Source organism: Chryseobacterium sp. LJ668 (genome assembly GCF_019613955.1).
Classification (GTDB): Bacteria; Bacteroidota; Bacteroidia; order Flavobacteriales; family Weeksellaceae; genus Chryseobacterium.
Genome location: NZ_CP080443.1, coordinates 3,244,835 through 3,265,546, shown reverse-complemented (window position 1 = coordinate 3,265,546; position 20,712 = coordinate 3,244,835). Strand labels below are relative to the sequence as shown.

Sequence of the window (20,712 nt, the reverse complement as noted above, 5' to 3'; positions counted from 1 at the left end):
AAGTTTAGATTTAGTTAGTAACTTTTACTGGAAGTTTTCATTAAATTTGATAGCATTGAATCATTTTTAAAAATTAGATTCAAATAAATTAATTCAGCCCTTCTCAAAAAAAATATCAGATATGTCTGACAAAACTAATCACAGCAGAAGATCCTTTTTAAAAAGTACAGTTATTGTAGCATTATTTTCTGCAATTCCGACATCTGTCAAAGCTTTTTATCAGGACGTTAAAGATTTTATTCTGCCAAAGAAAACAATCTTACCCATAAAAATATCGGTTAATAAAAAATTACATGAAATTAAAACAGACAGTCGTTCCACACTCTTAGACGTCCTTCGTGAAAACCTTTATCTTACCGGAACTAAAAAAGGTTGTGACCACGGGCAATGTGGCGCATGTACCGTTCATATTAATGGCGAAAGAGCATTAAGCTGTCTAACTTTAGTTGCAATGGTTCCGGGAAAAGAAATTACAACAATAGAGGGTTTGTCCACTGGAAATCAGCTTCATCCGATGCAGGAAGCGTTCATCGAGTGTGACGGATTTCAATGTGGATATTGTACACCTGGACAGATCATGTCGGCGGTTGCGTGCGTGAAAGAAGGTCGCACTGGTTCTGTTGAAGAAATAAAAGAATATATGAGCGGAAATCTCTGCCGTTGCGGTGCATACAACGGAATTGTTGAATCTATACAAAAAGTGGCAGCATTATGAAACCATTTACATTTGAAAAAGCAAAGACCTCTGCTGAAGCGCTTCAACTAAAAAACGCAAAAAAAGATTTTATCGCCGGAGGAACCAATATTGTTGATCTTCTGAAGAAAAATATTGCACAACCCGATGGGATGGTTGATATTTCTAATGCTTTGCCAATGGAGATTAAATTGTCTGAAAAGTCGGTGAACATTGGGGCAATGGTTAGAAATACGGCTTTAACGACAGATTCTGATTTACTGAAAAATTATGCGTTAATAACCAAAGCGGTTTTAGCAGGAGCTTCTCCACAGATCAGAAATATGGCAAGTACTGCCGGAAATCTACTACAGCGAACACGATGTCCCTATTTTTACGACATCACAACACCATGCAATAAAAGAAAACCAGGCAGTGGCTGTAGTGCTTTGAATGGCGATAACAAAATGAGTGCAATAATAGGCTATAACGAGCAGTGTGTAGCGGTTCATCCATCTGATCTATGTGTTGCTTTGAGCGCCTTAGATGCAAATGTTCATGGAATTAATTCTAAAAACGAAAAATTTATAATTCAGTTCAAAGATTTTCACAAATTGCCGGAAGATACGCCTTGGTTAGATAATAATTTACCTCAGAACGCTGTCATAACATATATTGAAGTTCCGAAAAATGAATTTCATAAAAAATATTCCTACGTAAAACTGCGAGAACGTACTTCGTATGCTTTTGCCATGATTTCTGTAGCCTCAGCTTTGGAAATGGAAGGGAATACAATTAAAAACGTGAGATTAGCTTCAGGCGGTGTCTCCCACAAACCTTGGAGATGGTACGAAGCCGAAGATTATCTGAAAGGTAAAAAAGTATCAGAGGAAGTATTTAAAAAAGCATCAGAAATTGTAACTGAGAAAGTAAAACCTTTAGCTCACAACGGATATAAAGTTAAGATGTTGAGAGGTGCAATCGAGCTGGCTTTGCAAAATGCTTCCAATTTATAACAGTTTTATTTATAACAAATTTTAAAGAGTAAAAACATGGGATTTTTTGATGATGAAACTGAATTTAACATGCCTTTAGAAGGTCGTGTTGAAGCCATTGCAAAAGTAAAAGGGCTCGGGAAATATGCTGCGGAATATCAAGTGGATAATCTCTGTTATGCGGTTTTAGTTACAAGTGAAATAGCCTCCGGAACCATAAGGTCTATCAATACTGAAGCTGCAATGCAGGCAGAAGGATTGATAGATGTTATTTCTCACCTTAAAAAACCTTCAGTTCCTGGATTTGCAGATGAAACTAAAATAAAAGAATCAAAATTCGGACTTCCCGTTTTTCATACAGATAAGATTTACTTTAAAGGACAACCTGTTGCCTTGGTAATTGCTGAAACATTAGAGGAAGCCACATATGCTGCTACTTTAATTAAGATTGAATATACAAAAGAGCCATTTGAAGTTGATTTTAATAAAGCAAAAGATAAAATTGACCTAAAACCGGCAGGCAAAGAAAGAGGAGATGAAAAAGCGTGGAGCGACTCACCATTTTATGTAGATCAGGAATATACTATTGCTGCGGAGATTCACAATCCCATGGAAATGCACGCAACGATTGCTCACTGGTATGCTGATGACAAACTGAGATTACACGACAAAAATCAGGGAGTCAACAATGTGCAAAAGATTTTCTCAGGATTATTTGGAATCCCTGTTGATAACATTCAGGTCATCAGTGAATTTGTAGGTGGTGGTTTTGGTTCAGGGTTAAAAGTTTGGCCACATGCTCTTGCAGCAGTTTTAGGAGCTAAACAAGTTAAAAGACCTGTTAAATTGATGTTGACAAGGCCACAAATGTTTTATTCTGTAGGATACAGACCGGCATCATGGCAGAGAATTAAATTAGGTGCAGATAAGGATGGTAAAATCACCGGAGTTTTGCACCAGGCAAAAAACGGCTGTGCACTTTATGACCAATTCAGTGATGGGATAACACGAGTAACAAGGTTGATTTATCAGTTTGATAATTTGAAAACTGAAAATGCTGTTGTCCCTTTAAATCTGAGCGCACCAACTTGGATGAGAGGCCCCGGAGATTGCACTGGTGATTTTGCAGTAGAAAGTGCTTTAGACGAATTGAGCTATCAGCTAAAAATAGATCCTATACAGTTAAGATATAAAAATCTTGCCCTCGAAAAAAATCCTGAAACCGGATTGCCGTGGTCAACCAATTTCCTGAAAGAAGCAGTAGAAAAAGGAGCCAAAATGATCAGCTGGAATTTGAGAAAGTCAACACCCGGAGCTGTAACAGAGGGCGATTGGAAGATTGGTTACGGTATGGCTGTCGGAATGTGGAACGCAGGACGAAACAAAGCCGGTGCTGGAATCAAAATGACCATAGATGGAAATATTGTTTTGCAGACCGCAATGACCGACATAGGAACAGGTACAGGTACTGGTATGGTAAATATCATGCACGAACGTTCAGGTATTTCTAGAAATAAAATCAAAATTGAATTAGGAAATTCAGATTTGCCACCAGCCGGAAGTCAGGGAGGAAGTACGGGACTATCATCTATAAGTGGAGCAGTGGCTGCAGTAAGTGACGCTCTAAAGTTGAAACTTGCGGAATATGCCTCAATTTCAAATGAGAAATTTAAAAATGCTGTTGTTACAGATATTATACTTTCTGATAATGGTATTTTCTATAAAAAAGAGGGTGAGGATTTCCTTTCTTATCAAGATATTTTCACTAAAAATAATTTAAAAGTAGTTGAAGTAGAAGCTTCATCAGAAGCGGGAGAAGAGAAGAAGAAATTTTCTTTTTGTTCTTCAGCAGCGCATTTCTGTAAGGTTAAAGTAAATACAAAGACCGGAAAAGTAGTTGTTGACAAAATGGTTGTTATTGTAGACGGTGGGAAAATCATTAATGAAAAACCTGCAGCTAATCAGATTTCGGGCGCAGCAATAGGTGGAATCGGAATGGCTCTTATGGAAAAAATGTCTGTTGATGAAAAGCTTGGGAGCATTATCTCAAATGATCTTGCTGGTTATCATTTTCCTGTGAATGCAGACGCTCCAATCATTGAAGTTTCATTTATCAACAAACCAGATACGAATCTTAACCCGAGTGGAGCAAAAGGTTTAGGAGAAGTAGGCATCATTGGGGCAGCACCAGCAATTGCAAATGCTATTTTCAATGCAACCGGAAAACGCTTCAGAAATTTACCAATTACGCCAGAAACTATGCTTTAGTTGTGGGAATAACAAAAAGCAAATCTGTAAAGATTTGCTTTAATAATATTAAAATGTGATTAATACAATGAATAAATATTTGTGATTGGTGTGCGTATCTACTTTTTAATTTTCCAGTGAGTTCCTGATTTTGGAGGATCATTTGGGTCAAGATTTACATCGGTAGAATCTCTTGCAACCTCACTTGGATTTTCGTTCCCTTTATCTTTAGCTGTTATATTCTGAACATTTGTAGTAACCTCTTCATTAGTACTCAATTCTTCAGACTGGCGACAAGATATAAGCGTTAAGCCCATAAGCATAATTGAAATGAAAAAATATTTTTGTACCATGATTAAAGATTTATTTTAATTTTTAAAGTATACAAATATATAAATGAACTTTTCATAATGCAAATAAAGAGCGAAATATTATAAATAATCTTGTAAAAATTTACAAATTTTTACAAGAACTAATCGTTTTGCTCGTGTTATTATTTAATTAAATGTTATTTCTTATTTCACAAAGAAGGTTGTAATAGTTGAACATTTTGTTTAAATTTGGATATAATTTCTATAGAAACTAATAGATGATAAAAAGAATAATTTCTTTCTTTTTTTTCTTCATTATTTCATATCTATATTCACAGGATGTTTATTCTGAAGTAAGAAAAAAATATTGGAGTTTTGAGGAGAATGACCAAAGAGCATTTATTTACTTAAATAAAAATATTGTTAAGGCAAAATCTGAACAAAATCATCAAGAATTGTTTCAGGCTTACAAAGATGCAATTTTATTTTCTAAGGACAAGAAAATAGAATACGCTGACAGCGCTATAGTTGCAGCAAAGCAGACGGGTAATAGTGATTTCATTGGGGATTCTTATTTGAGCAAAGGAGCTATCTATTATTTTAACTACCGGGAATTTCAGTTCGCACTAAACGAATATTTAAAAGCTTATGAATATCTTAAAGATTCTAAAAACGGATTTTTAAAGTACCAGAATTTGTATCATATAGGGGTTATTAAAAGTTATTTGGGTTATTATAAGGAGGCTTTGCAGATTTTTAAAGAGTGTATTATTTTTTTTGAATCACAGACTAAATTTGATTTGCATGAAAACCTAATCTATAACAATACCAAAGGTTACCTAAATTCTTTACATCAAGCAATCATATGTTATCAGGCTTTAGGTAAATTTGATCAGGCAGACCAATTGTTGAAAAAAGCTGAACAATCTACTCCGAAAAATAAAGATTTTAATCTTGAAAACAGTTATTTTAAAAAAAGTATAGGTATTTCTGAATTCTCAAAAGGCAACTATACTCAAGCTATCAAAGAATTTGATCTAGCACTTCCTTCTCTTATCAAAGTAAATGATTTTACATGGGCCTCCTATGTCTATTTTTATAAAGGAAAGAGTTACACAAAAACTGGTAATCCGGATCTTGGTGTGCGAAATTATAAAAAAGTAGATTCAATTTTTAATAAGTATAAATTTATTCTTCCTGAACTCAGAAATAATTATGAGGAACTTATTACTTACTATAAAAAAAAGAATGATGCAGAGAACCAATTGTATTATACTAACCAGCTTTTAAAGGTTGACAGTGTAATATCATCAGATTTCAAATACTTATCGACCAGAATACACAGGGATTATGATACTAAAAGTCTGCTAGAGGTAAAAGAAGACCTCGAAAAAACCAATTCGTTTGGAAAAATTTTGTTGATAATCTGCATTGTTATTATCTTATTGCTTGGTGCATTGGTATATTACAGAAGCAGAAAACAGAAACAGATTCAGCAGAAATACAGTCAGTTACTGATAAAGATGGAGGAAGCCAAGGTAACAGAAAATATTGAGATTTCTCTGAAATATGATGTCAGTAAAAATGTAAAATTAGACAAAACCATCGTTGAAAAGCTTTTAAACGATATTAATAATTTTGAAATGAATAAAGGATATCTTGAAAAAGGGATAACCCTTAAAAAATTATCAGACCAGTTTAAAACCAATACCTCATATCTGTCTCAGGTCATCAACGAATACAAAGGAAATAATTTCAACACTTATATCAATATTCTCAGGATCAATTATGCTACACAAAAAATATATGATGACAGAGAATGGAGGAAATATTCTATAGAACATATTGCTTCAGCTTCAGGTTTTAGCAACAGGCAGAGCTTCTCAAATGTGTTTTTAGAACAGAATGGAATTCGGCCTGTTGACTTTATTAAAAATAGAATTAAGGAAACAGAAGTTACTTAAGAATCTTGACTATTTAATTTTGTCATAAATAAATTTAGTAGCACAAGCACCTAAAATGTAATAGCCAACCGTCATTGCCTTTTTCTGCATATTTTCTGCCACGGGTTGATCATTTAATCCCATACGTTTAGGCAACATAATTGCTGAGATTCCTGCTACCAAGCCGGAAGATAGATCATTTTTCGTTGCTGTAGTTGCATAATACATGCCATTGCTTACAATATCTCCTACCAATGTTGCGGCATATAAACTATCTTTCCCCGAAATATTTATCGGTGTACTACCTGTAAGCTTTAGCAAAGCCTCTTCGCCTAGCTCATTAATGTGCGGAACATCTTTGAAGTTTTTTCTAATTGTTTCATGTACAATATTTAAGACGATTGCGCCTCCGATACCTGCTAAAATTTTTTTAAACATATTTTCAAATTTAATATTTAATCATTTACTTACACATTGACTTTAAGGCCCATATAATAAGAAGTGGCTGTATAAATAATCTTGCCAGCCTTTTATTGTCAGTGTCTAATTGAAAGGCATCTCTTCTGTTTTGATATTGTGAGATATTACCGGGAAAAACTGCAATGAAAAATGAAGCAGTAATTTTACCTAATATATTCCTGTATCTTGATGGAGAAGCAATTATACTAGCACCCAAAGCGATTTCTACAATTCCTGAATATGCGATCGTATCATCTTTTTTTATTGGAATAACATCCGGAACCTAAGCCCGAAATTCTTTTCTTGCAAATGTAAGATGTCCGATTCCTGCACCGATCAGCATTGCACCCAGTGCGATTCTTGATGTATTTTTAGCATCCATAATCACTTTTAATCTATACTACTAAAATCAGACCACCACAAGATTTTTCGTAGGTTTTAGAAAAGTTTTATGAACTGATTATACCTCGGTAGTTTGCTGATAATGTGATCGTAATCATAAAATTGTTGATTTTTTTTCGTATCTTAGCAATCACCACTAAATCTAAAATATATGGAACGAATTAAATTTTTTTTTGATGAAATGCCGTTTCAGAAATCAAAGCAAACGCTCGTTGAAAATTGCATTAATTTTAATGAGATAAAAAACTTTTTATCTGAAGCTGATAATTATAGTTTTGATCAGATCAGATTAAAGCTTAAACCAAATCTTAATAAGATTGTTATTGATATTGCAACCGGAATAAGATATCCTGCCTATGATGATTTCGTGACGAAAATCAAGCAGAGTAAATACAGTAGCTATTTTGATTTGCAGTAGTAAATTGTCACATTAAACTTGTATTAAAAGTGGAAACCTCCGAATTTGAAATTTCAGATCCGGAGGTTTTTATTATAGTCAATCTTCAATGGCGTATTTTTTGTGATCATTTTATAAATTATACATATGTATCTCTCGATTTTTTCAAATTTTGAATGGAAAGAATTTTTACTTGGTGGTGAAGAATGGATTTTCCTCTTAGAAATTGTGCTCCGCACCATCATCATGTTCCTGACCATCATTATCGGTTTACGTATACTGGGAAAAAGAGGCGTAAGGCAGCTATCAGTTTTTGAATTGGTGGTTATTATCGGTTTAGGCTCTGCAGCAGGTGATCCTATGTTTTACAAAGATGTTGGAATTGCCTCATCTATTGTTGTTTTTATGGTCATCATTCCTTTTTATAGTCTGCTGACTTATTTCATTGGTAGATTTAAAAAATTTGAGAATTTGTTGGAAGGAAAAGCGATATGTCTGATACAAGACGGTGTTTTCTCTATTGATAATTTTAAAAAAGAAAACTTAGGAAGCGATGAGTTTTTTTCTGAATTAAGATTACAAGGAGTTTCTCATTTGGGACAGATAGAAATGGCTATTGAAGAAACATCCGGAGGCATCAGTGTATTCTTTTATGACGAAAAAGATTTGAAATTTGGTTTACCCATTTTGCCTCATTCCTTGGATCAACCTCTGAAGGTGATAGTAAATGTGGGCCAATATTCATGTACATTTTGTGGGTTTACGGAGGAAAAGGAGATAGGTACAGCAGGCAACTGCAAGAATTGTGGTAAAGGAAACTGGGTACAGGCCAGTAACAAGAAAAGAATTACATAATCATAGTAATAAATAAATCCTCAGCTTTTAAAGTTGAGGATTTAGATTTTCTTGCTAATATCTTAAGCAATAGCTTCGTTCTTAAAAATACTTTTTAAAGAAATTCCGGTTTCTTTACCAAAAAGACTTGAGAAAATATTCTGAAATTCATGGATATATTTGCATTTTATTGCATTTCCATAAATTTTTAGACCGTCAGCGATCTTTTTAGAATTAAGATCAATGTCATATTTTATAAAATTTTCAGGTCTTTCATATCGTATTCTATGATCAGAACTATATGTTCTTAAGAATCCGAATTTTTCCAGCCAGTATTCGTTAATAGTAATAGGTTGAATAACATCTGCAGGTACAGCAAGGCTCTGATATTCATTTTCAATTTTTACAGAATAATCATTTTTATCATTTTGAAAAATTTCTGTAATTGTGAAAATCTGGCCTCTATAATCTACCAGATTTTTAATTTTTAAATCTGTAACGTTCATAATATTTGTGGTATAAGTGAGTTAGTGAAACTCTTGCAAATATTATGCCCTGCATTGTTCATGTGGTATGTGATTATGAGAATTTCAAATTATATTTTGATTTTTTCATTTGTGGTGAATTTTTTAAAGAAAAAAAGATTCCAGAGAATCATCTCATATCCATAAATTGTATCTTCCACAGGAATGGTGAAAATTCTTAACCCAATGATTTTCGCAGGATTGTAATTCACGATAGGAGAATCAAGCCCCGTTCCGGTAAGAATTCCATTCACCGTCAGAAATCCCGGCATCAAAATGAGATATATCAAAGACGCTTTGCCTATCCATCTGACTTTTAGAATAAAATAAAGAACAAAAAGACTGGTAGCGGTTGTGAGAAAAGTTACAAATGGATATATCTTGTGCTCAAAATAGAAGGATAAGCATAATAAAACTGTGATTAAAGCGATGACAAATATTCTTTCAGTCTGCCCTTTCCAATTAAGTTTAAAAAATTTATCTAAGCAAAAATAAGTAAATACACATGAAAATGGAATGCAGATAAAAAACATCAGTTCTTCAATCGGGAGCCCAAAGAGCCGGCTGCCAATCAAATATTTGTCATTAAACCACCAAACTCCATTTTTTGTAAACCAGACATCCCATACAATAAAAAAAAAGGCAACTAATAAAGAAGCCAGAATAAATGCTTTAAAATGTTTATGAAACTGTATTTTCGGATGAAATGAAAATAAAAAACAAATAATCACGGTGAAAAAGTTGATCGCCAGATAGGTGTATTGCCACATGATTCTATTTTTTGTTTTTGTTGAAATACATTTTAAAATATTTTACCGGAACCCATAGAAACCCGAAACATTCGCCACTTTCTTTCCCTGTGTGCTTATGATGTTGCTTGTGAGCTCTTCTTATTGCCAATAAATAAGGATTCTGTGTATCTCTTAAAAGTTTGAAACGTTGATGAATGAATATATCGTGTACAAAAAAGTATGCCATTCCGTACAATGTAATCCCGATAGAAATATAAAAGTAAGCATTAAAATTATTCACCGTTCCGTAATACATCATTGCAATTGTAGGAACCGCAAAAATAGCGAAGAAATAGTCATTTCTTTCCATATGCCCCTCATTGCTATGATCATGATGATCGCGATGGAGTGTCCATAAAAAGCCATGCATAATATATTTATGTATCATCCAGGTCATACCTTCCATAATAAAAAATGTAAAAAAAACGATTAAAAAATTCATTATTGATGCTTTTTAGAATTAAACATTTCTTCCAAAATATTATAGCGGTAACTGAAAATATGCTCGAGCTTGCTTTTGACAAAAATCTTATGCGCGATTTCTCCTAAAAATCCCATCGGAAGTTCGTAATCTACTGTATCTTTTATCAAAACGCCTTTTTCATTGGGTATAAATTCATGAAAATGATTCCATAATTTATAGGGACCTTTTTTTTGAAAATCTGTAAAGTTTTGGTGATGATTGACCTGGGTAATCTCTGTCTGCCAATCCATCTTAATTCCCAACATAGGTGAAACATAATAATCAATGATCATTCCTTTGTAAATCTCGTCATCTTCCAGTTGAGTACGCACAATGAAGTTCATGTCTTTTGGAGTAATTTTAGAAAGATTGTTTGCAGATGAAAAGAATTTCCATGCAGTTTCTATATCGCAATTTAATTGTTGTTCTCTTTTGAGCTGGTGTACCATTTTATAATTTTAAAGTAAATTTTATTCTATAAATAAGAAATTTTATACTGAACGTAACTGCTCATCATCAATGAAAACTTTCTTCCGTTTGAAATTCTGATTCTCTGATTGATAATTTTTTTGGCAGGAGTTCTTTTGATTTTCCGAAATAAAGAAATGTAATATCTGTATGCCAGATAAACCCCAAATCTTGCTGCATTCGGAAGATTCTTAATGCCTTCCAAAGCCTCCTTAAACTCCTGTTGAATATCATTTTCTATATGTTCTTTTACAGAATTATCAAAATAAGTAATGTCAACATTCGGAAAATAAGTGCGTCCCAAAATCTGATAATCATCTTTCAAATCTCTCAAAAAATTGACTTTCTGAAAAGCTGAACCCAATTTCATCGCAGAAGGTTTCAGAATTTCATATTGCTCTTTATTTCCGTCAACGAAAATATGCAGACACATTAAACCCACCACTTCAGCTGAGCCTAGAATATACTGTTTGTATAAATCTGAGTTATAATCTATTTTCTGAAGATCCATTTCCATACTGTCAAGAAACTGGTAAATTAATGCCAGATCAATTTCGTACCTGTGGATGGTCTCCTGAAAGCATTGTAAAATAGGATTTAATGAAATTTTTTCTTCAAGTGCCTGATTGGTCTGCTCCCTGAAACGACTAAGTAGAGTAGAACGGTCAAAATCATGAAAGCTGTCAACAATTTCGTCAGCCAAACGTACATAGCCGTAAATTGCATAGATTGAATTTCTGATTTTTGGTGACAAAGCCAAAATTCCCAATGAAAAACTCGTACTGTATTGTTTAGTGGTTTGTTTACTGATCTTATAAGATAGATCGTCAAAAAGTTTTTTCATAATAACTAAATTATTTGGTGGCTTCATGAGCCGCAATTTTTCCTGAAATGATCGAGGGTGGAACTCCCGGTCCTGGAACGGTCAATTGCCCGGTATAAAATAAATTGTTGACTTTTTTATTTTTTAATGAAGGTTTTAAAACAGCGGTTTGAGAGAGTGTATTGGCCAATCCGTATGCATTTCCTCCATATGCGTTATAATCTTCTTTGAAATCTTTGATGCAATAACTTTTTTTATAGTCTAACTTAGATTTTAAATTAGTTGTTTCCGTATGTTTTTCGAGCCTGGCAATCATTTCGTTAAAATATTTTTCTCTTACTTCCTCAGTATCTTCAAGACCAGTGGCAACCGGCATTAAAAGAAATATATTTTCACAATTTTCTGGTGCAACATTAGAATCGGTTTTTGAAGGACAGCAAACGTAAAATAATGGTTTTGTAGGCCATTTTTTATCATCATAAATTTCTGTTGTATGCAAATCCAAATCATTTTCAAAGAACAAAGTATGATGTTTAAGATTGGGTATTTTTTCTTTAAATCCTAAATAATAGATCAAACAAGACGGGGCAAAAGTCCGTTTTTTCCAGTAATCTTCACTGTAATTTCTGTATTTTTCCGGTAGTAGACTGTTTTCTGTATGATGATAATCTGAAGATGCAATGACCGTGTCAAATTCAATATCTTCACCATTTACCGATATTGCCGTAGCTTTATTTTGATTGATTTGTATGGAATTTATTGTTGAATTTAAGTGAAAATGAACACCCTGATTTTTCGCAACTTCTGCCATAGCATCAATGATTTTTGAAAATCCGCCCATCGGGTACCAAGTCCCCAGTTTGTAACCGCCATAGTTCATCAAACTGTACAATGCCGGAATATCTTTCGGAGCAGCACCAAGAAAAATTACGGGAAACTCCATCAGCATGATAAGCTTAGGATTTTTAAAATATTTTCTTACAAAAGTGTGAAAGTTGGAAAGCAGATCCAGTTTCAATGCACTTTTAGCAATTTTTGGCGATACAAATTCCAACCATGAGTGACAAGGTTTATTGACAAAATCTTGCATGCCGACTTCATATTTATATTTTGCATCACTCATAAACTCATCTAACTTTCTCCCGGCACCTGCTTCTGTGTCTTCAAACAAGCGTCGCATTTCACTGTAATCATGTGGAATTTTCATCGTTCCATCAGAAAAAACCATTTCAAACTGCGGATTTAATGGAATGAGCTCGTAAAAATCTGAAGTTTTTTGATTAAAATCGATGAAAAAATTCTCGATAATATCGGGCATCCAGTACCAGCTTGGTCCCATATCAAAAACATAACCATTGTCAGTCGTGAATTTTCTGGCTCTTCCTCCTAAACTGCTGTTTTTTTCGAAGACATGAACTTCATGTCCTCTTTGGGCAGAGTAAGCCGCTGCCGACAACCCTGAAAATCCTGATCCTATTACCGCTATTTTCTTCATATTAATTACTTTCACTTAAAAAATCTTTATAAACGGTATCAATGAGATCTTTATTATTGACATTTTTACTGTAAATCGGATGATGAAATTGGTCTAATTTATTGAGAATTCTGATCAAGTCCATTTTTTCTTGCTGGCTGAGATTACCTGAAACAATCTTTGTAGCCTGACGAATTTTTAGCATCTGATTTTCAAGTACTTCGAGACCTTTTTCTGTGATATTAATCAATTTTATCCTTTTATCCTCAAGTGAGTCGTTTTGTTCAATCCATTTTTGTTTTAAAAGTCTGTTGATTATTAGATTTCCCACGGGCTTTTCATGAATATTTTTTTTGATTAAATCGATTTTAGACATAGCTCCAAAAGATTTAAGATTAATAAGGTAAATGAAATCTTCCTGTGTAGAAAAATCAGAATCTGATATTGCAGATTTAGAATATGTTTTTGCGTATCGATTAAGATGAACAATCAGTGTAGTAATGGCACTTTCTATGGTTCTGCCATTTTCTTTGCCTTCCCAGTAAGCTTCATTATCATAGTCGGATTTTTTCTGAGATTCATTGTCACATATCCACAACTTAAATCCCTCAATAGAAGAAGGGTATGAAGATTTTTTGTTGATGATATCAAATTCTTCCAGCAAAGCGACCGCATCTTTTAGCAATTCAAAATTCATTTGATTTTATTTAGTGTATAAATATACTATTATTATTAAAATAAAGTTTATTTATAAATTATTTTTTATCAAAAACGATTCCAAAATAAGTATATTTGAAAGATAAAAATTTAGTGTTTTAATTTGTATTTATTCAAATAATATTGTTTTTGTTAAAAAAATGAATTAAATAAATACATTATGTTAAATTTATATATGTGATTTTGTTGTTAAAGAGCTTTTTATCAAATCGTTAATTCATATCTATAAAATAATACCAGTTTAACGAATCATTAAAAATACTTGTGAGAAATTTGATATAAATTTTTGCAAGAATAAAATTTAGATTATAGCCAAATCCAAATCCATATTAATATCGTATTTATTATAAATCTTTATCCTCAATGTGGGAATTTATACAATTCACTATAACATAAGGATGATGTTTAATATAATAATAGGGCTGTTTTTATTCTCTTTATATTAAAATTCAGAGTTTCAGCTCTTAAATTATAAATAATAAATTGCTTTTGCAATATTAAATAATAGACCATGCCTAGAAAAGTTGTACAAGGTCCGATAAGGGATAAAGAGAAAACAAAACAGAAACTACTGAACGCAGTAGGGAAGATCTTAAAAACCAAAGGTTATTCTGGATTGATGGTAAGTAAAATCGCTGCTGTTGCAGGATTTGATAAGAAATTAATCTATGAGTATTTTGGAAGTACAGACAAGTTGATCGATGAATATATAAGATCACAGGATTATTGGAGCAGGGTAGATGAAAAAAAGATGGATGTCGATCTGTCTGACGGTGGTAAAGAAATGTCTAAAATCGCTTTACTTAATCAGTTTGAAGGATTGAGAAAAAATAAAGAGCTACAAAAAATAATTGTTTGGGAACTATCTGAAAGCCGTCTTATTCTGAAAAAATTGTTTGAGCAACGTGAAGAGGTAGGTGAAAGTTTATTTACAAATATCACAGATCCGTATTTTGGAGAAAAATCTGAAGAATACAGAGCTATTACCGCATTGCTTGTTGCAGGAATTTATCATCTTAATCTGTACACGGCGCACAATGGGAGCACTTTCTGTGGAATTGATACAAAATCTGAGGCCGGAAGAAAAAAAATTGAGAAAGCAATAACTGATATCATAGATTTTGCGTACCAGAAGAAATAATTATTACTGGAAATTTAAGTTTGATATTGTTTTGATTTGAAAATTTATACTTTCAGATTAGAACTATATTTCTTACTTTTGGGCTATGGAAAACTTTATAGTATCTGCAAGAAAATACCGTCCGAAACAGTTTAATGCTGTAGTTGGGCAATCTCATATTACAGATACTTTAGAGCATGCGATCGAAGAAAATCAGTTGGCACAGGCTCTTCTTTTCTGCGGTCCACGTGGGGTTGGTAAGACAACTTGTGCGAGAATTTTAGCAAGGAAGATTAACGAAAAAGACGGTTCAGTTTCTGAAGACGGATTTGCCTATAATATTTATGAATTGGATGCTGCATCCAATAACTCTGTTGATGATATTCGGGAATTGATTGATCAGGTGCGTTTTGCGCCTCAGGTTGGTCAGTATAAAGTGTATATCATTGACGAGGTGCACATGCTTTCTTCTGCTGCTTTCAATGCTTTTCTTAAAACTTTGGAAGAACCGCCGGCTCATGCCATTTTTATTTTAGCTACAACAGAGAAGCATAAAATTATTCCTACCATCTTATCTCGTTGTCAGATTTATGATTTTAAGAGAATTACTATTCTTGATATTCAGGAGCATCTGAAAGAGATTGCCGAAAAAGAAAATATTAAATATGAAGATGATGCTTTATATTTAATCGCACAAAAAGCTGATGGAGCATTGAGAGATGCACTTTCAATTTTTGACAGACTGTCAACGTTTTCACAAAAAAATATTACGCTTGCAAAAGCTGCTGAAGTACTCAATATCTTGGACTACGATCAGTATCTTAAAATCGTTGATTTTACAAAAGAAAACAAAATTCCTGAAGTTCTTTTTGCATTTAACGAAATTGTAAAAAAGGGTTTTGATCCGCATATTTTTATTGCCGGTTTAGGAAATCATTTTAGAGATTTGATGATGGCGCAAAATGCTTCAACGATTGATTTAATTGAAGTCGGTGAGCAAACGAAAATTAAATTTGTAGAACAGGCAAAGAATTGGAATGCTCAGCAATTAATTGACGGAATTGAGATTTGCAATCATGCGGATATCAATTATAAAAATTCTAAAAATCCGAGGCTTACCGTAGAAATTGCTTTGATGCAGTTAGCTTCACTTACAAACGTTGGAGATACGGCTAAAAAAAAAAGTTTATAATATCAGCTCCATTTCTGCATGAGAAACCGGAAATAAAATTGCCTTCAAAAATTATTGAAGGAAAGAAAGAAGAAGTACTTATAAAACCTCAGATCACAGAAGAACCTCCTGCGGATATTACTATAAAAACATCCTCAAAACCTCTTTCAAAATCGAAAGTTTCGTCCGGGATCAACATCAGTTCTTTAATGAACAATGAAGATACTCCAAAAGTTGAAGATGCCGTCATTGCAAAAAATGAAGATCTGCACGAGCATCATTTTACAGATACAGATGTTCAGTCAGAATGGAATCTTCTTCTCTTACATCTTCGGACAAAAGATCCGGTTATTTTCAGCGCTATAAAATCTTTTAAATTAAAAAAGATCGACGAAAAAATTATACAGATTCAATATCCGTCTGGCTCTGCAAAATTAGAATTTGATAAAATCAGTACCGAGTTTTTCAATCATTTTAAACATAAGGTAAATAACCATTCAATTGTATTTGAATTTAAACACGAGCCTCAAAATCTCAGACAGGAAATATTAACCACTAAGAAAAAATTTGAAAAATTTGTTGAAATTAATCCTTTGTTGAAAGATCTTGATGATTTAATGAAGTTTGATTTGACATAATTTTTATACCTTTACCCTTTAATTTACTGGAAATGATTTACAGGAATTAAATATTTAAAATAGACAACTTATTATCGATTGGAAAAATCACTATTCCTATATATGTCTACGTTATTATCTGCTGATTATTTTAGCAGCTATATCAGTTTTTCTGCTACTTATAATAGAAATTTCAGAAATTATTGCCGGTTTTATTGGTATAGATAACCGAATTTCTTCTCAAAAAATACAGAAAATTTATAATTTTCTTCTCTAAATTAATTACATTTTTAAAAGCATTTTTTGATAAGAATTATAAATTAATTTTATAAAGCTTTATCATTAATGCGACCTTTAGATATACACAACATGAATTTAATAGATTTAAAAAACGACTGGATCAAAGAATTTCCGCAACCAATGATGATTGCCGGACCTTGCAGTGCAGAAAGTGAAGCGCAGATGCTTGAGACAGCAAAAAGGATAAAGAATAGTGGTGCTCAGGTTCCTATTTTTCGTGCAGGAATCTGGAAACCCCGCACCAAGCCTAATGGTTTTGAAGGAGTAGGAGTTATCGGTTTAAACTGGTTAAAAAAAGTAAAACAGGAATACGGTTTCAAAACTGCCACAGAAGTTGCCAATGCACATCACGTTTCGGCAGCTTTAGAAGCAGATGTTGATATTTTGTGGATTGGAGCGCGCTCTACGGTCAACCCGTTTACAGTGCAGGAAATTGCTGAAGCTTTGAAAGGAACTCAAAAAATAGTGCTGGTAAAGAATCCTGTAAATCCTGATTTAGCACTGTGGATCGGTGCATTAGAAAGACTTTTAGGACAGGATATTCAAAATTTAGGCGCTATTCACCGAGGGTTTTCAACGTACCAAAAAACAAAATACAGGAATAATCCGAATTGGCAGATTGCTTTAGATTTTAAAAGTCAGTTCCCGGATATCCCAATGCTGATCGACCCTTCACACATTTGCGGCAATAGAACCGGTTTGGCAGATATCACACAGGAAGCTTTAAATGTTGGTTATCAAGGTGCAATTATAGAATCACATTCCAATCCTGATGAAGCCTGGAGTGATGCTTCTCAGCAAATTACTCCTGAAGTTTTAGGTGAATTAATTTCAAACTTAAAAGTGAGAAACTCCGGATTGGCGGGTTTTGATAATGAAATGGGAAGACATAGAACTTTGATTTCTGATCTGGATTTTCAGATGATCGAATTGCTTTCTCAAAGAATGAAAATATCTGAGCAGATCGGAAAACTGAAGAAAGAAAACGATATTGCCATCTTTCAGCCGGAACGCTGGAAGGTGATTACCGAATATGCTGTGCAGAAAGCCAGAGAAACAGGAATGTCACAGGATTTTATTGAAAAAGTTTTCAAAGCCATACACGAAGAATCTATTGAAAAACAAAATAATATCATGATCGACAGAAGGTAAAAGAGTAGGAAATTGGGATAAGATCATGAAGTAAGAAGCTTTGCAACAGCTTCAACTAAATCACATAAGCTTAATCCTAATTTCTTATATTTGCATTCATATATATGAAAGGAAAAATCATTAAATCTACAGGAAGCTGGTATCAGGTTTTGGAAATGGAAACCGATAGAATTTTCGAGGCGAGAATTCGTGGTAAATTCAAATTAATCAAAACCAGATTGACTAATCCTCTTGCTGTGGGTGATTTTGTTGAATTTCAGCTTGAACAGGATGATATCGCGTGGATTACCAAGATTGAGCCACGCAGAAATTATCTTATCAGAAAAGCGGTTAACCTTTCAAAAGAAGCGCACATTATAGCTTCAAATATTGATTTAGCATGTTTTATCTTTACGCTTAAACATCCCGAAACGTCTTTCGGTTTCCTGGATCGTTTTCTGGCATGTTGTGAAGCCTACAATATCCAGCCTCTCATTCTTTTCAATAAAATAGATGTTTTAAATGAAGAAGAAATTGAGATCGTTAAAGATATTCAGTTTTTGTACCAAGAGATTGGTTATGACAGCCTTGAAATTTCGTCTTATTCAAAATTAAACTTAGAAGATTTACAAAATCTGATTAAAGACCAGACTTCAGTATTTTTCGGACATTCAGGATGTGGGAAATCTACTTTGGTTAATGCCTTACAACCTGATTTGAATCTCCGTACATCAGAAATTTCTGATACACATCTCAAAGGGAAACATACGACAACTTTTGCACAAATGCACTTTTGGCATTTTGGCGGAAATGTGATTGATACACCTGGTGTAAGAGAATTTGCAATGATTGATATTGAAAAAGAAGAAGTGCAGCATTATTTTCCGGAAATTTTCAGAAAAAGAAAAGAATGCAAATTTCATAATTGTATGCACATCAACGAACCCAAATGTGCTGTACTTGAATCTTTAGAAACCGGTGAAATTCAACATTCCCGATATTCAACCTACATTAAATTAATGGAAGAGGCTGAAGAAAATTCTGAAAACTAAAATCTATTTTTTTTGTTTTTATTCAAAATTAGACATCAACATGTTTAATTAGATTTTCTATTTATAAAACAAAATTTTACTTGGCTTATATTATAAATAAAAAACCCAGCCGAGGCTGGGTAAAAACTAATAACCATGAAAACTCAAATTAAACATGAGAATCGAAATTATAGTTGCAATTAATATGCCAAATAGAAGCAATCAATTTCTTAATAAGTGTTATATAACGTTAAAATTTAATTAAAATAATATTTGGTTTTTTTTCGTAGTTTTGTGCCATTAAAAAATATACATTTTATGTCTAACATTACATTTACAATGATAAAGCCAGACGCTGTTGCTGATGGACATGTCGGAGCGATTTTAGGTAAAATTTCAGAAGGAGGTTTTAAAATTAAAGCATTAAAATTAACTCAGATAACAGTTGCCGATGCTAAAAAATTCTATGAAGTTCATGCTGAGAGACCATTTTATGGTGAACTAGTTGATTTCATGAGTTCAGGACCAATTGTTGCTGCGGTTTTAGAAAAGGATAATGCAGTTGAAAATTTCAGAACTTTAATCGGTTCTACAAATCCTGCAGATGCTGCTGAAGGAACTATCAGAAAAATGTTTGCCAGAAGCATTGGAGAAAATGCGGTACACGGATCTGATTCTGATGAGAACGCTCTTATTGAAGCACAATTCCATTTTTCAGGAAGAGAGATTTTCTAAGAAAACTCTTTCAAAATAAAAAAAATCCGGAAAATTTCCGGATTTTTTTTATTTTTCAATCATATTATAAGATTGCTTTATTGGATCTTACAAAAAATAATTGTGAAATTACATTTTTAAAAGTTCTATAGTTCTTTCAGGATTTTCTGTCGAAAAAACTGCATTACCGGCAACCAATACATCTGCTCCTGCTTCGAAAAGTTTAGAAGCATTATCAAGGTTGACGCCGCCATCTATTTCGATCAGTGCAGTAGAATTGTTACTTAAAATCAAATCTTTTGTTTCTGCAATTTTCTTATAGGTGTTTTCAATGAATTTCTGACCGCCGAATCCGGGATTTACACTCATTAGTAAAACCAAATCAACATCTGCAATAATATCTTCAAGCATTAAAACAGGGGTGGAAGGATTTAAAACAACCCCAGCTTTTGCTCCCTTGCTTTGAATTAAATTGATCGTTCTGTGGAGATGCGTACAAGCTTCGTAATGTATTGAAACCAGATCTGCCCCGTATTCGATAAATTCTTCTACATATTTTTCTGGTTCAACAATCATTAAATGTACATCCACGAATTTTCTTGCATGTTGCTGAATCGTTTTCATGACCGGAAAACCAAAAGAAATGTTGGGAACAAATCTTCCGTCCATAACATCAATGTGTAACCAGTCAGCTTGTGAATTGTTCAGCATCTCAATATCTCTTTGCAGATTCCCGAAGTCTGCGGATAAAAGGGAAGGAGCGATTAGCTTAGTTTTCATTTTTACTTTTTATATTTTCATTAACTTATAGAAAAGCTGTTGTCGTGAGTTATATAATAATTGATTAGGTAAGATATAATAAAGATGCCTTCAAAAACTGAAAGCCAAAATAGATTTTTAAATACAGATAGTATTATTCTGTCTACTGCAACTAAAAAAATTAGTGAAAGTAATATCATAAATTCTATCACTATTCCTAGACTTCCACCACCATTAAGATCACTAAATAATAATTGATAGATGATTAAAAGGATAAGTATTGACGATGCAAACAGACCGAAAACCGATGCAAATGTTGGCCGTTTTACTAAATCAATTAAAACATTC

The 20,712-nt window shown here is 33.1% G+C and carries 22 protein-coding genes; 12 read left to right on the top strand and 10 right to left on the bottom strand.

All coding sequences use genetic code 11. The features are described 5' to 3' along the window. Positions 1–121: 121 nt before the first annotated feature. Genes K0U91_RS15290 through K0U91_RS15280 form a run of 3 tightly spaced genes read left to right on the top strand, consistent with a single transcriptional unit; the run spans position 122 to position 3,936 of the window. Positions 122–715, top strand: coding sequence for a (2Fe-2S)-binding protein (locus K0U91_RS15290; protein ID WP_219968895.1), 594 nt, complete (start codon positions 122–124; stop codon positions 713–715). Continuing rightward, positions 712–1,689, top strand: coding sequence for an FAD binding domain-containing protein (locus K0U91_RS15285; protein WP_220179352.1), 978 nt, complete (start codon positions 712–714; stop codon positions 1,687–1,689). Before K0U91_RS15290 ends, K0U91_RS15285 begins: the two co-directional genes overlap by 4 nt. A gap of 36 nt (positions 1,690–1,725) precedes the next feature. Then, a complete protein-coding gene (locus K0U91_RS15280) occupies positions 1,726–3,936 on the top strand; it encodes a xanthine dehydrogenase family protein molybdopterin-binding subunit (RefSeq protein ID WP_220179351.1) in 2,211 nt (736 codons plus the stop codon). A gap of 98 nt (positions 3,937–4,034) precedes the next feature. On the opposite strand, the gene K0U91_RS15275 is transcribed toward K0U91_RS15280, so the two are convergent. Then, positions 4,035–4,268: a hypothetical protein gene (locus K0U91_RS15275; protein ID WP_220179350.1), complete on the bottom strand. Its 234-nt coding sequence runs from the start codon at positions 4,266–4,268 to the stop codon at positions 4,035–4,037. Positions 4,269–4,504: 236 nt separating this feature from the next. Between K0U91_RS15275 and K0U91_RS15270 the strand changes: the two genes are divergently transcribed. Next, positions 4,505–6,190, top strand: a complete 1,686-nt coding sequence (locus K0U91_RS15270) for a helix-turn-helix domain-containing protein (RefSeq protein WP_220179349.1) — start codon at positions 4,505–4,507, stop codon at positions 6,188–6,190. A gap of 9 nt (positions 6,191–6,199) precedes the next feature. Here the strand turns inward: K0U91_RS15270 and K0U91_RS15265 are convergent, their stop codons facing one another. Continuing rightward, positions 6,200–6,607 (bottom strand): hypothetical protein, encoded by a 408-nt coding sequence (locus tag K0U91_RS15265; RefSeq protein WP_220179348.1) that lies wholly within the window; start codon positions 6,605–6,607, stop codon positions 6,200–6,202. Between the two features lie 574 nt (positions 6,608–7,181). On the opposite strand from K0U91_RS15265, the gene K0U91_RS15255 reads away from it, so the two are divergent. Continuing rightward, positions 7,182–7,448 (top strand): hypothetical protein, encoded by a 267-nt coding sequence (locus K0U91_RS15255; protein ID WP_219968902.1) that lies wholly within the window; start codon positions 7,182–7,184, stop codon positions 7,446–7,448. A 126-nt stretch (positions 7,449–7,574) separates the two neighbouring features. After that, the gene (locus tag K0U91_RS15250; protein ID WP_220179347.1) at positions 7,575–8,282 is read left to right on the top strand and encodes a DUF421 domain-containing protein; all 708 of its coding nucleotides are present in this window, start codon (positions 7,575–7,577) and stop codon (positions 8,280–8,282) included. A 62-nt stretch (positions 8,283–8,344) separates the two neighbouring features. Here the strand turns inward: K0U91_RS15250 and K0U91_RS15245 are convergent, their stop codons facing one another. The 7 genes from K0U91_RS15245 to K0U91_RS15215 form a co-directional block, all read right to left on the bottom strand. After that, on the bottom strand, positions 8,345–8,767 hold the full coding sequence (locus tag K0U91_RS15245) for a hypothetical protein (RefSeq protein ID WP_219968904.1): 423 nt from the start codon (positions 8,765–8,767) through the stop codon (positions 8,345–8,347). A gap of 89 nt (positions 8,768–8,856) precedes the next feature. Next, on the bottom strand, positions 8,857–9,555 hold the full coding sequence (locus K0U91_RS15240; RefSeq protein ID WP_220179346.1) for a lycopene cyclase domain-containing protein: 699 nt from the start codon (positions 9,553–9,555) through the stop codon (positions 8,857–8,859). A 4-nt stretch (positions 9,556–9,559) separates the two neighbouring features. Beyond that, positions 9,560–10,018 (bottom strand): sterol desaturase family protein, encoded by a 459-nt coding sequence (locus K0U91_RS15235; RefSeq protein ID WP_219968906.1) that lies wholly within the window; start codon positions 10,016–10,018, stop codon positions 9,560–9,562. Continuing rightward, the gene (locus K0U91_RS15230) at positions 10,018–10,488 is read right to left on the bottom strand and encodes an SRPBCC family protein (RefSeq protein ID WP_220179345.1); all 471 of its coding nucleotides are present in this window, start codon (positions 10,486–10,488) and stop codon (positions 10,018–10,020) included. Before K0U91_RS15230 ends, K0U91_RS15235 begins: the two co-directional genes overlap by 1 nt. 26 nt (positions 10,489–10,514) lie before the next feature. Beyond that, entirely contained in the window at positions 10,515–11,351 is an 837-nt protein-coding gene (locus K0U91_RS15225; RefSeq protein ID WP_219968908.1) for a phytoene/squalene synthase family protein, read from the bottom strand. Positions 11,352–11,361: 10 nt separating this feature from the next. After that, a complete protein-coding gene (locus K0U91_RS15220) occupies positions 11,362–12,825 on the bottom strand; it encodes a phytoene desaturase family protein (protein WP_220179344.1) in 1,464 nt (487 codons plus the stop codon). A gap of 1 nt (position 12,826) precedes the next feature. Beyond that, the gene (locus K0U91_RS15215) at positions 12,827–13,501 is read right to left on the bottom strand and encodes a MarR family winged helix-turn-helix transcriptional regulator (RefSeq protein WP_220179343.1); all 675 of its coding nucleotides are present in this window, start codon (positions 13,499–13,501) and stop codon (positions 12,827–12,829) included. Positions 13,502–14,032: 531 nt separating this feature from the next. On the opposite strand from K0U91_RS15215, the gene K0U91_RS15210 reads away from it, so the two are divergent. The 6 genes from K0U91_RS15210 to K0U91_RS15185 all read left to right on the top strand — a co-directional run bounded on the left by K0U91_RS15210 (position 14,033) and on the right by K0U91_RS15185 (position 19,626). After that, positions 14,033–14,662: a TetR/AcrR family transcriptional regulator gene (locus K0U91_RS15210; protein WP_220179342.1), complete on the top strand. Its 630-nt coding sequence runs from the start codon at positions 14,033–14,035 to the stop codon at positions 14,660–14,662. A gap of 85 nt (positions 14,663–14,747) precedes the next feature. After that, positions 14,748–15,833 (top strand): DNA polymerase III subunit gamma/tau, encoded by a 1,086-nt coding sequence (gene dnaX, locus K0U91_RS15205; RefSeq protein ID WP_220179341.1) that lies wholly within the window; start codon positions 14,748–14,750, stop codon positions 15,831–15,833. Between the two features lie 38 nt (positions 15,834–15,871). Next, on the top strand, positions 15,872–16,450 hold the full coding sequence (locus tag K0U91_RS16310; RefSeq protein WP_258561845.1) for a hypothetical protein: 579 nt from the start codon (positions 15,872–15,874) through the stop codon (positions 16,448–16,450). A 348-nt stretch (positions 16,451–16,798) separates the two neighbouring features. Next, positions 16,799–17,881, top strand: coding sequence for a chorismate mutase (locus tag K0U91_RS15195; RefSeq protein WP_219968913.1), 1,083 nt, complete (start codon positions 16,799–16,801; stop codon positions 17,879–17,881). A gap of 104 nt (positions 17,882–17,985) precedes the next feature. After that, the gene (gene rsgA / locus K0U91_RS15190; protein WP_219968914.1) at positions 17,986–18,912 is read left to right on the top strand and encodes a ribosome small subunit-dependent GTPase A; all 927 of its coding nucleotides are present in this window, start codon (positions 17,986–17,988) and stop codon (positions 18,910–18,912) included. 297 nt (positions 18,913–19,209) lie between these two features. Continuing rightward, entirely contained in the window at positions 19,210–19,626 is a 417-nt protein-coding gene (locus K0U91_RS15185; RefSeq protein ID WP_220179340.1) for a nucleoside-diphosphate kinase, read from the top strand. A gap of 108 nt (positions 19,627–19,734) precedes the next feature. Here K0U91_RS15185 and rpe read toward each other — a convergent pair whose 3' ends face one another. Next, on the bottom strand, positions 19,735–20,385 hold the full coding sequence (gene rpe / locus K0U91_RS15180) for a ribulose-phosphate 3-epimerase (RefSeq protein WP_220179339.1): 651 nt from the start codon (positions 20,383–20,385) through the stop codon (positions 19,735–19,737). Between the last annotated feature and the right edge of the window lie 327 nt (positions 20,386–20,712).

Bases quoted from the DNA above. Each gene is read 5' to 3' on its own strand.
- K0U91_RS15290 (WP_219968895.1), top strand. From the start codon at position 122: ATGTCTGACAAAACTAATCACAGCAGAAGATCCTTTTTAAAAAGTACA.
- K0U91_RS15285 (WP_220179352.1), top strand. From the start codon at position 712: ATGAAACCATTTACATTTGAAAAAGCAAAGACCTCTGCTGAAGCGCTT.
- K0U91_RS15280 (WP_220179351.1), top strand. From the start codon at position 1,726: ATGGGATTTTTTGATGATGAAACTGAATTTAACATGCCTTTAGAAGGT.
- K0U91_RS15275 (WP_220179350.1), bottom strand. From the start codon at position 4,268: ATGGTACAAAAATATTTTTTCATTTCAATTATGCTTATGGGCTTAACG.
- K0U91_RS15270 (WP_220179349.1), top strand. From the start codon at position 4,505: ATGATAAAAAGAATAATTTCTTTCTTTTTTTTCTTCATTATTTCATAT.
- K0U91_RS15265 (WP_220179348.1), bottom strand. From the start codon at position 6,607: ATGTTTAAAAAAATTTTAGCAGGTATCGGAGGCGCAATCGTCTTAAAT.
- K0U91_RS15255 (WP_219968902.1), top strand. From the start codon at position 7,182: ATGGAACGAATTAAATTTTTTTTTGATGAAATGCCGTTTCAGAAATCA.
- K0U91_RS15250 (WP_220179347.1), top strand. From the start codon at position 7,575: ATGTATCTCTCGATTTTTTCAAATTTTGAATGGAAAGAATTTTTACTT.
- K0U91_RS15245 (WP_219968904.1), bottom strand. From the start codon at position 8,767: ATGAACGTTACAGATTTAAAAATTAAAAATCTGGTAGATTATAGAGGC.
- K0U91_RS15240 (WP_220179346.1), bottom strand. From the start codon at position 9,555: ATGTGGCAATACACCTATCTGGCGATCAACTTTTTCACCGTGATTATT.
- K0U91_RS15235 (WP_219968906.1), bottom strand. From the start codon at position 10,018: ATGAATTTTTTAATCGTTTTTTTTACATTTTTTATTATGGAAGGTATG.
- K0U91_RS15230 (WP_220179345.1), bottom strand. From the start codon at position 10,488: ATGGTACACCAGCTCAAAAGAGAACAACAATTAAATTGCGATATAGAA.
- K0U91_RS15225 (WP_219968908.1), bottom strand. From the start codon at position 11,351: ATGAAAAAACTTTTTGACGATCTATCTTATAAGATCAGTAAACAAACC.
- K0U91_RS15220 (WP_220179344.1), bottom strand. From the start codon at position 12,825: ATGAAGAAAATAGCGGTAATAGGATCAGGATTTTCAGGGTTGTCGGCA.
- K0U91_RS15215 (WP_220179343.1), bottom strand. From the start codon at position 13,501: ATGAATTTTGAATTGCTAAAAGATGCGGTCGCTTTGCTGGAAGAATTT.
- K0U91_RS15210 (WP_220179342.1), top strand. From the start codon at position 14,033: ATGCCTAGAAAAGTTGTACAAGGTCCGATAAGGGATAAAGAGAAAACA.
- dnaX (WP_220179341.1), top strand. From the start codon at position 14,748: ATGGAAAACTTTATAGTATCTGCAAGAAAATACCGTCCGAAACAGTTT.
- K0U91_RS15195 (WP_219968913.1), top strand. From the start codon at position 16,799: ATGAATTTAATAGATTTAAAAAACGACTGGATCAAAGAATTTCCGCAA.
- rsgA (WP_219968914.1), top strand. From the start codon at position 17,986: ATGAAAGGAAAAATCATTAAATCTACAGGAAGCTGGTATCAGGTTTTG.
- K0U91_RS15185 (WP_220179340.1), top strand. From the start codon at position 19,210: ATGTCTAACATTACATTTACAATGATAAAGCCAGACGCTGTTGCTGAT.
- rpe (WP_220179339.1), bottom strand. From the start codon at position 20,385: ATGAAAACTAAGCTAATCGCTCCTTCCCTTTTATCCGCAGACTTCGGG.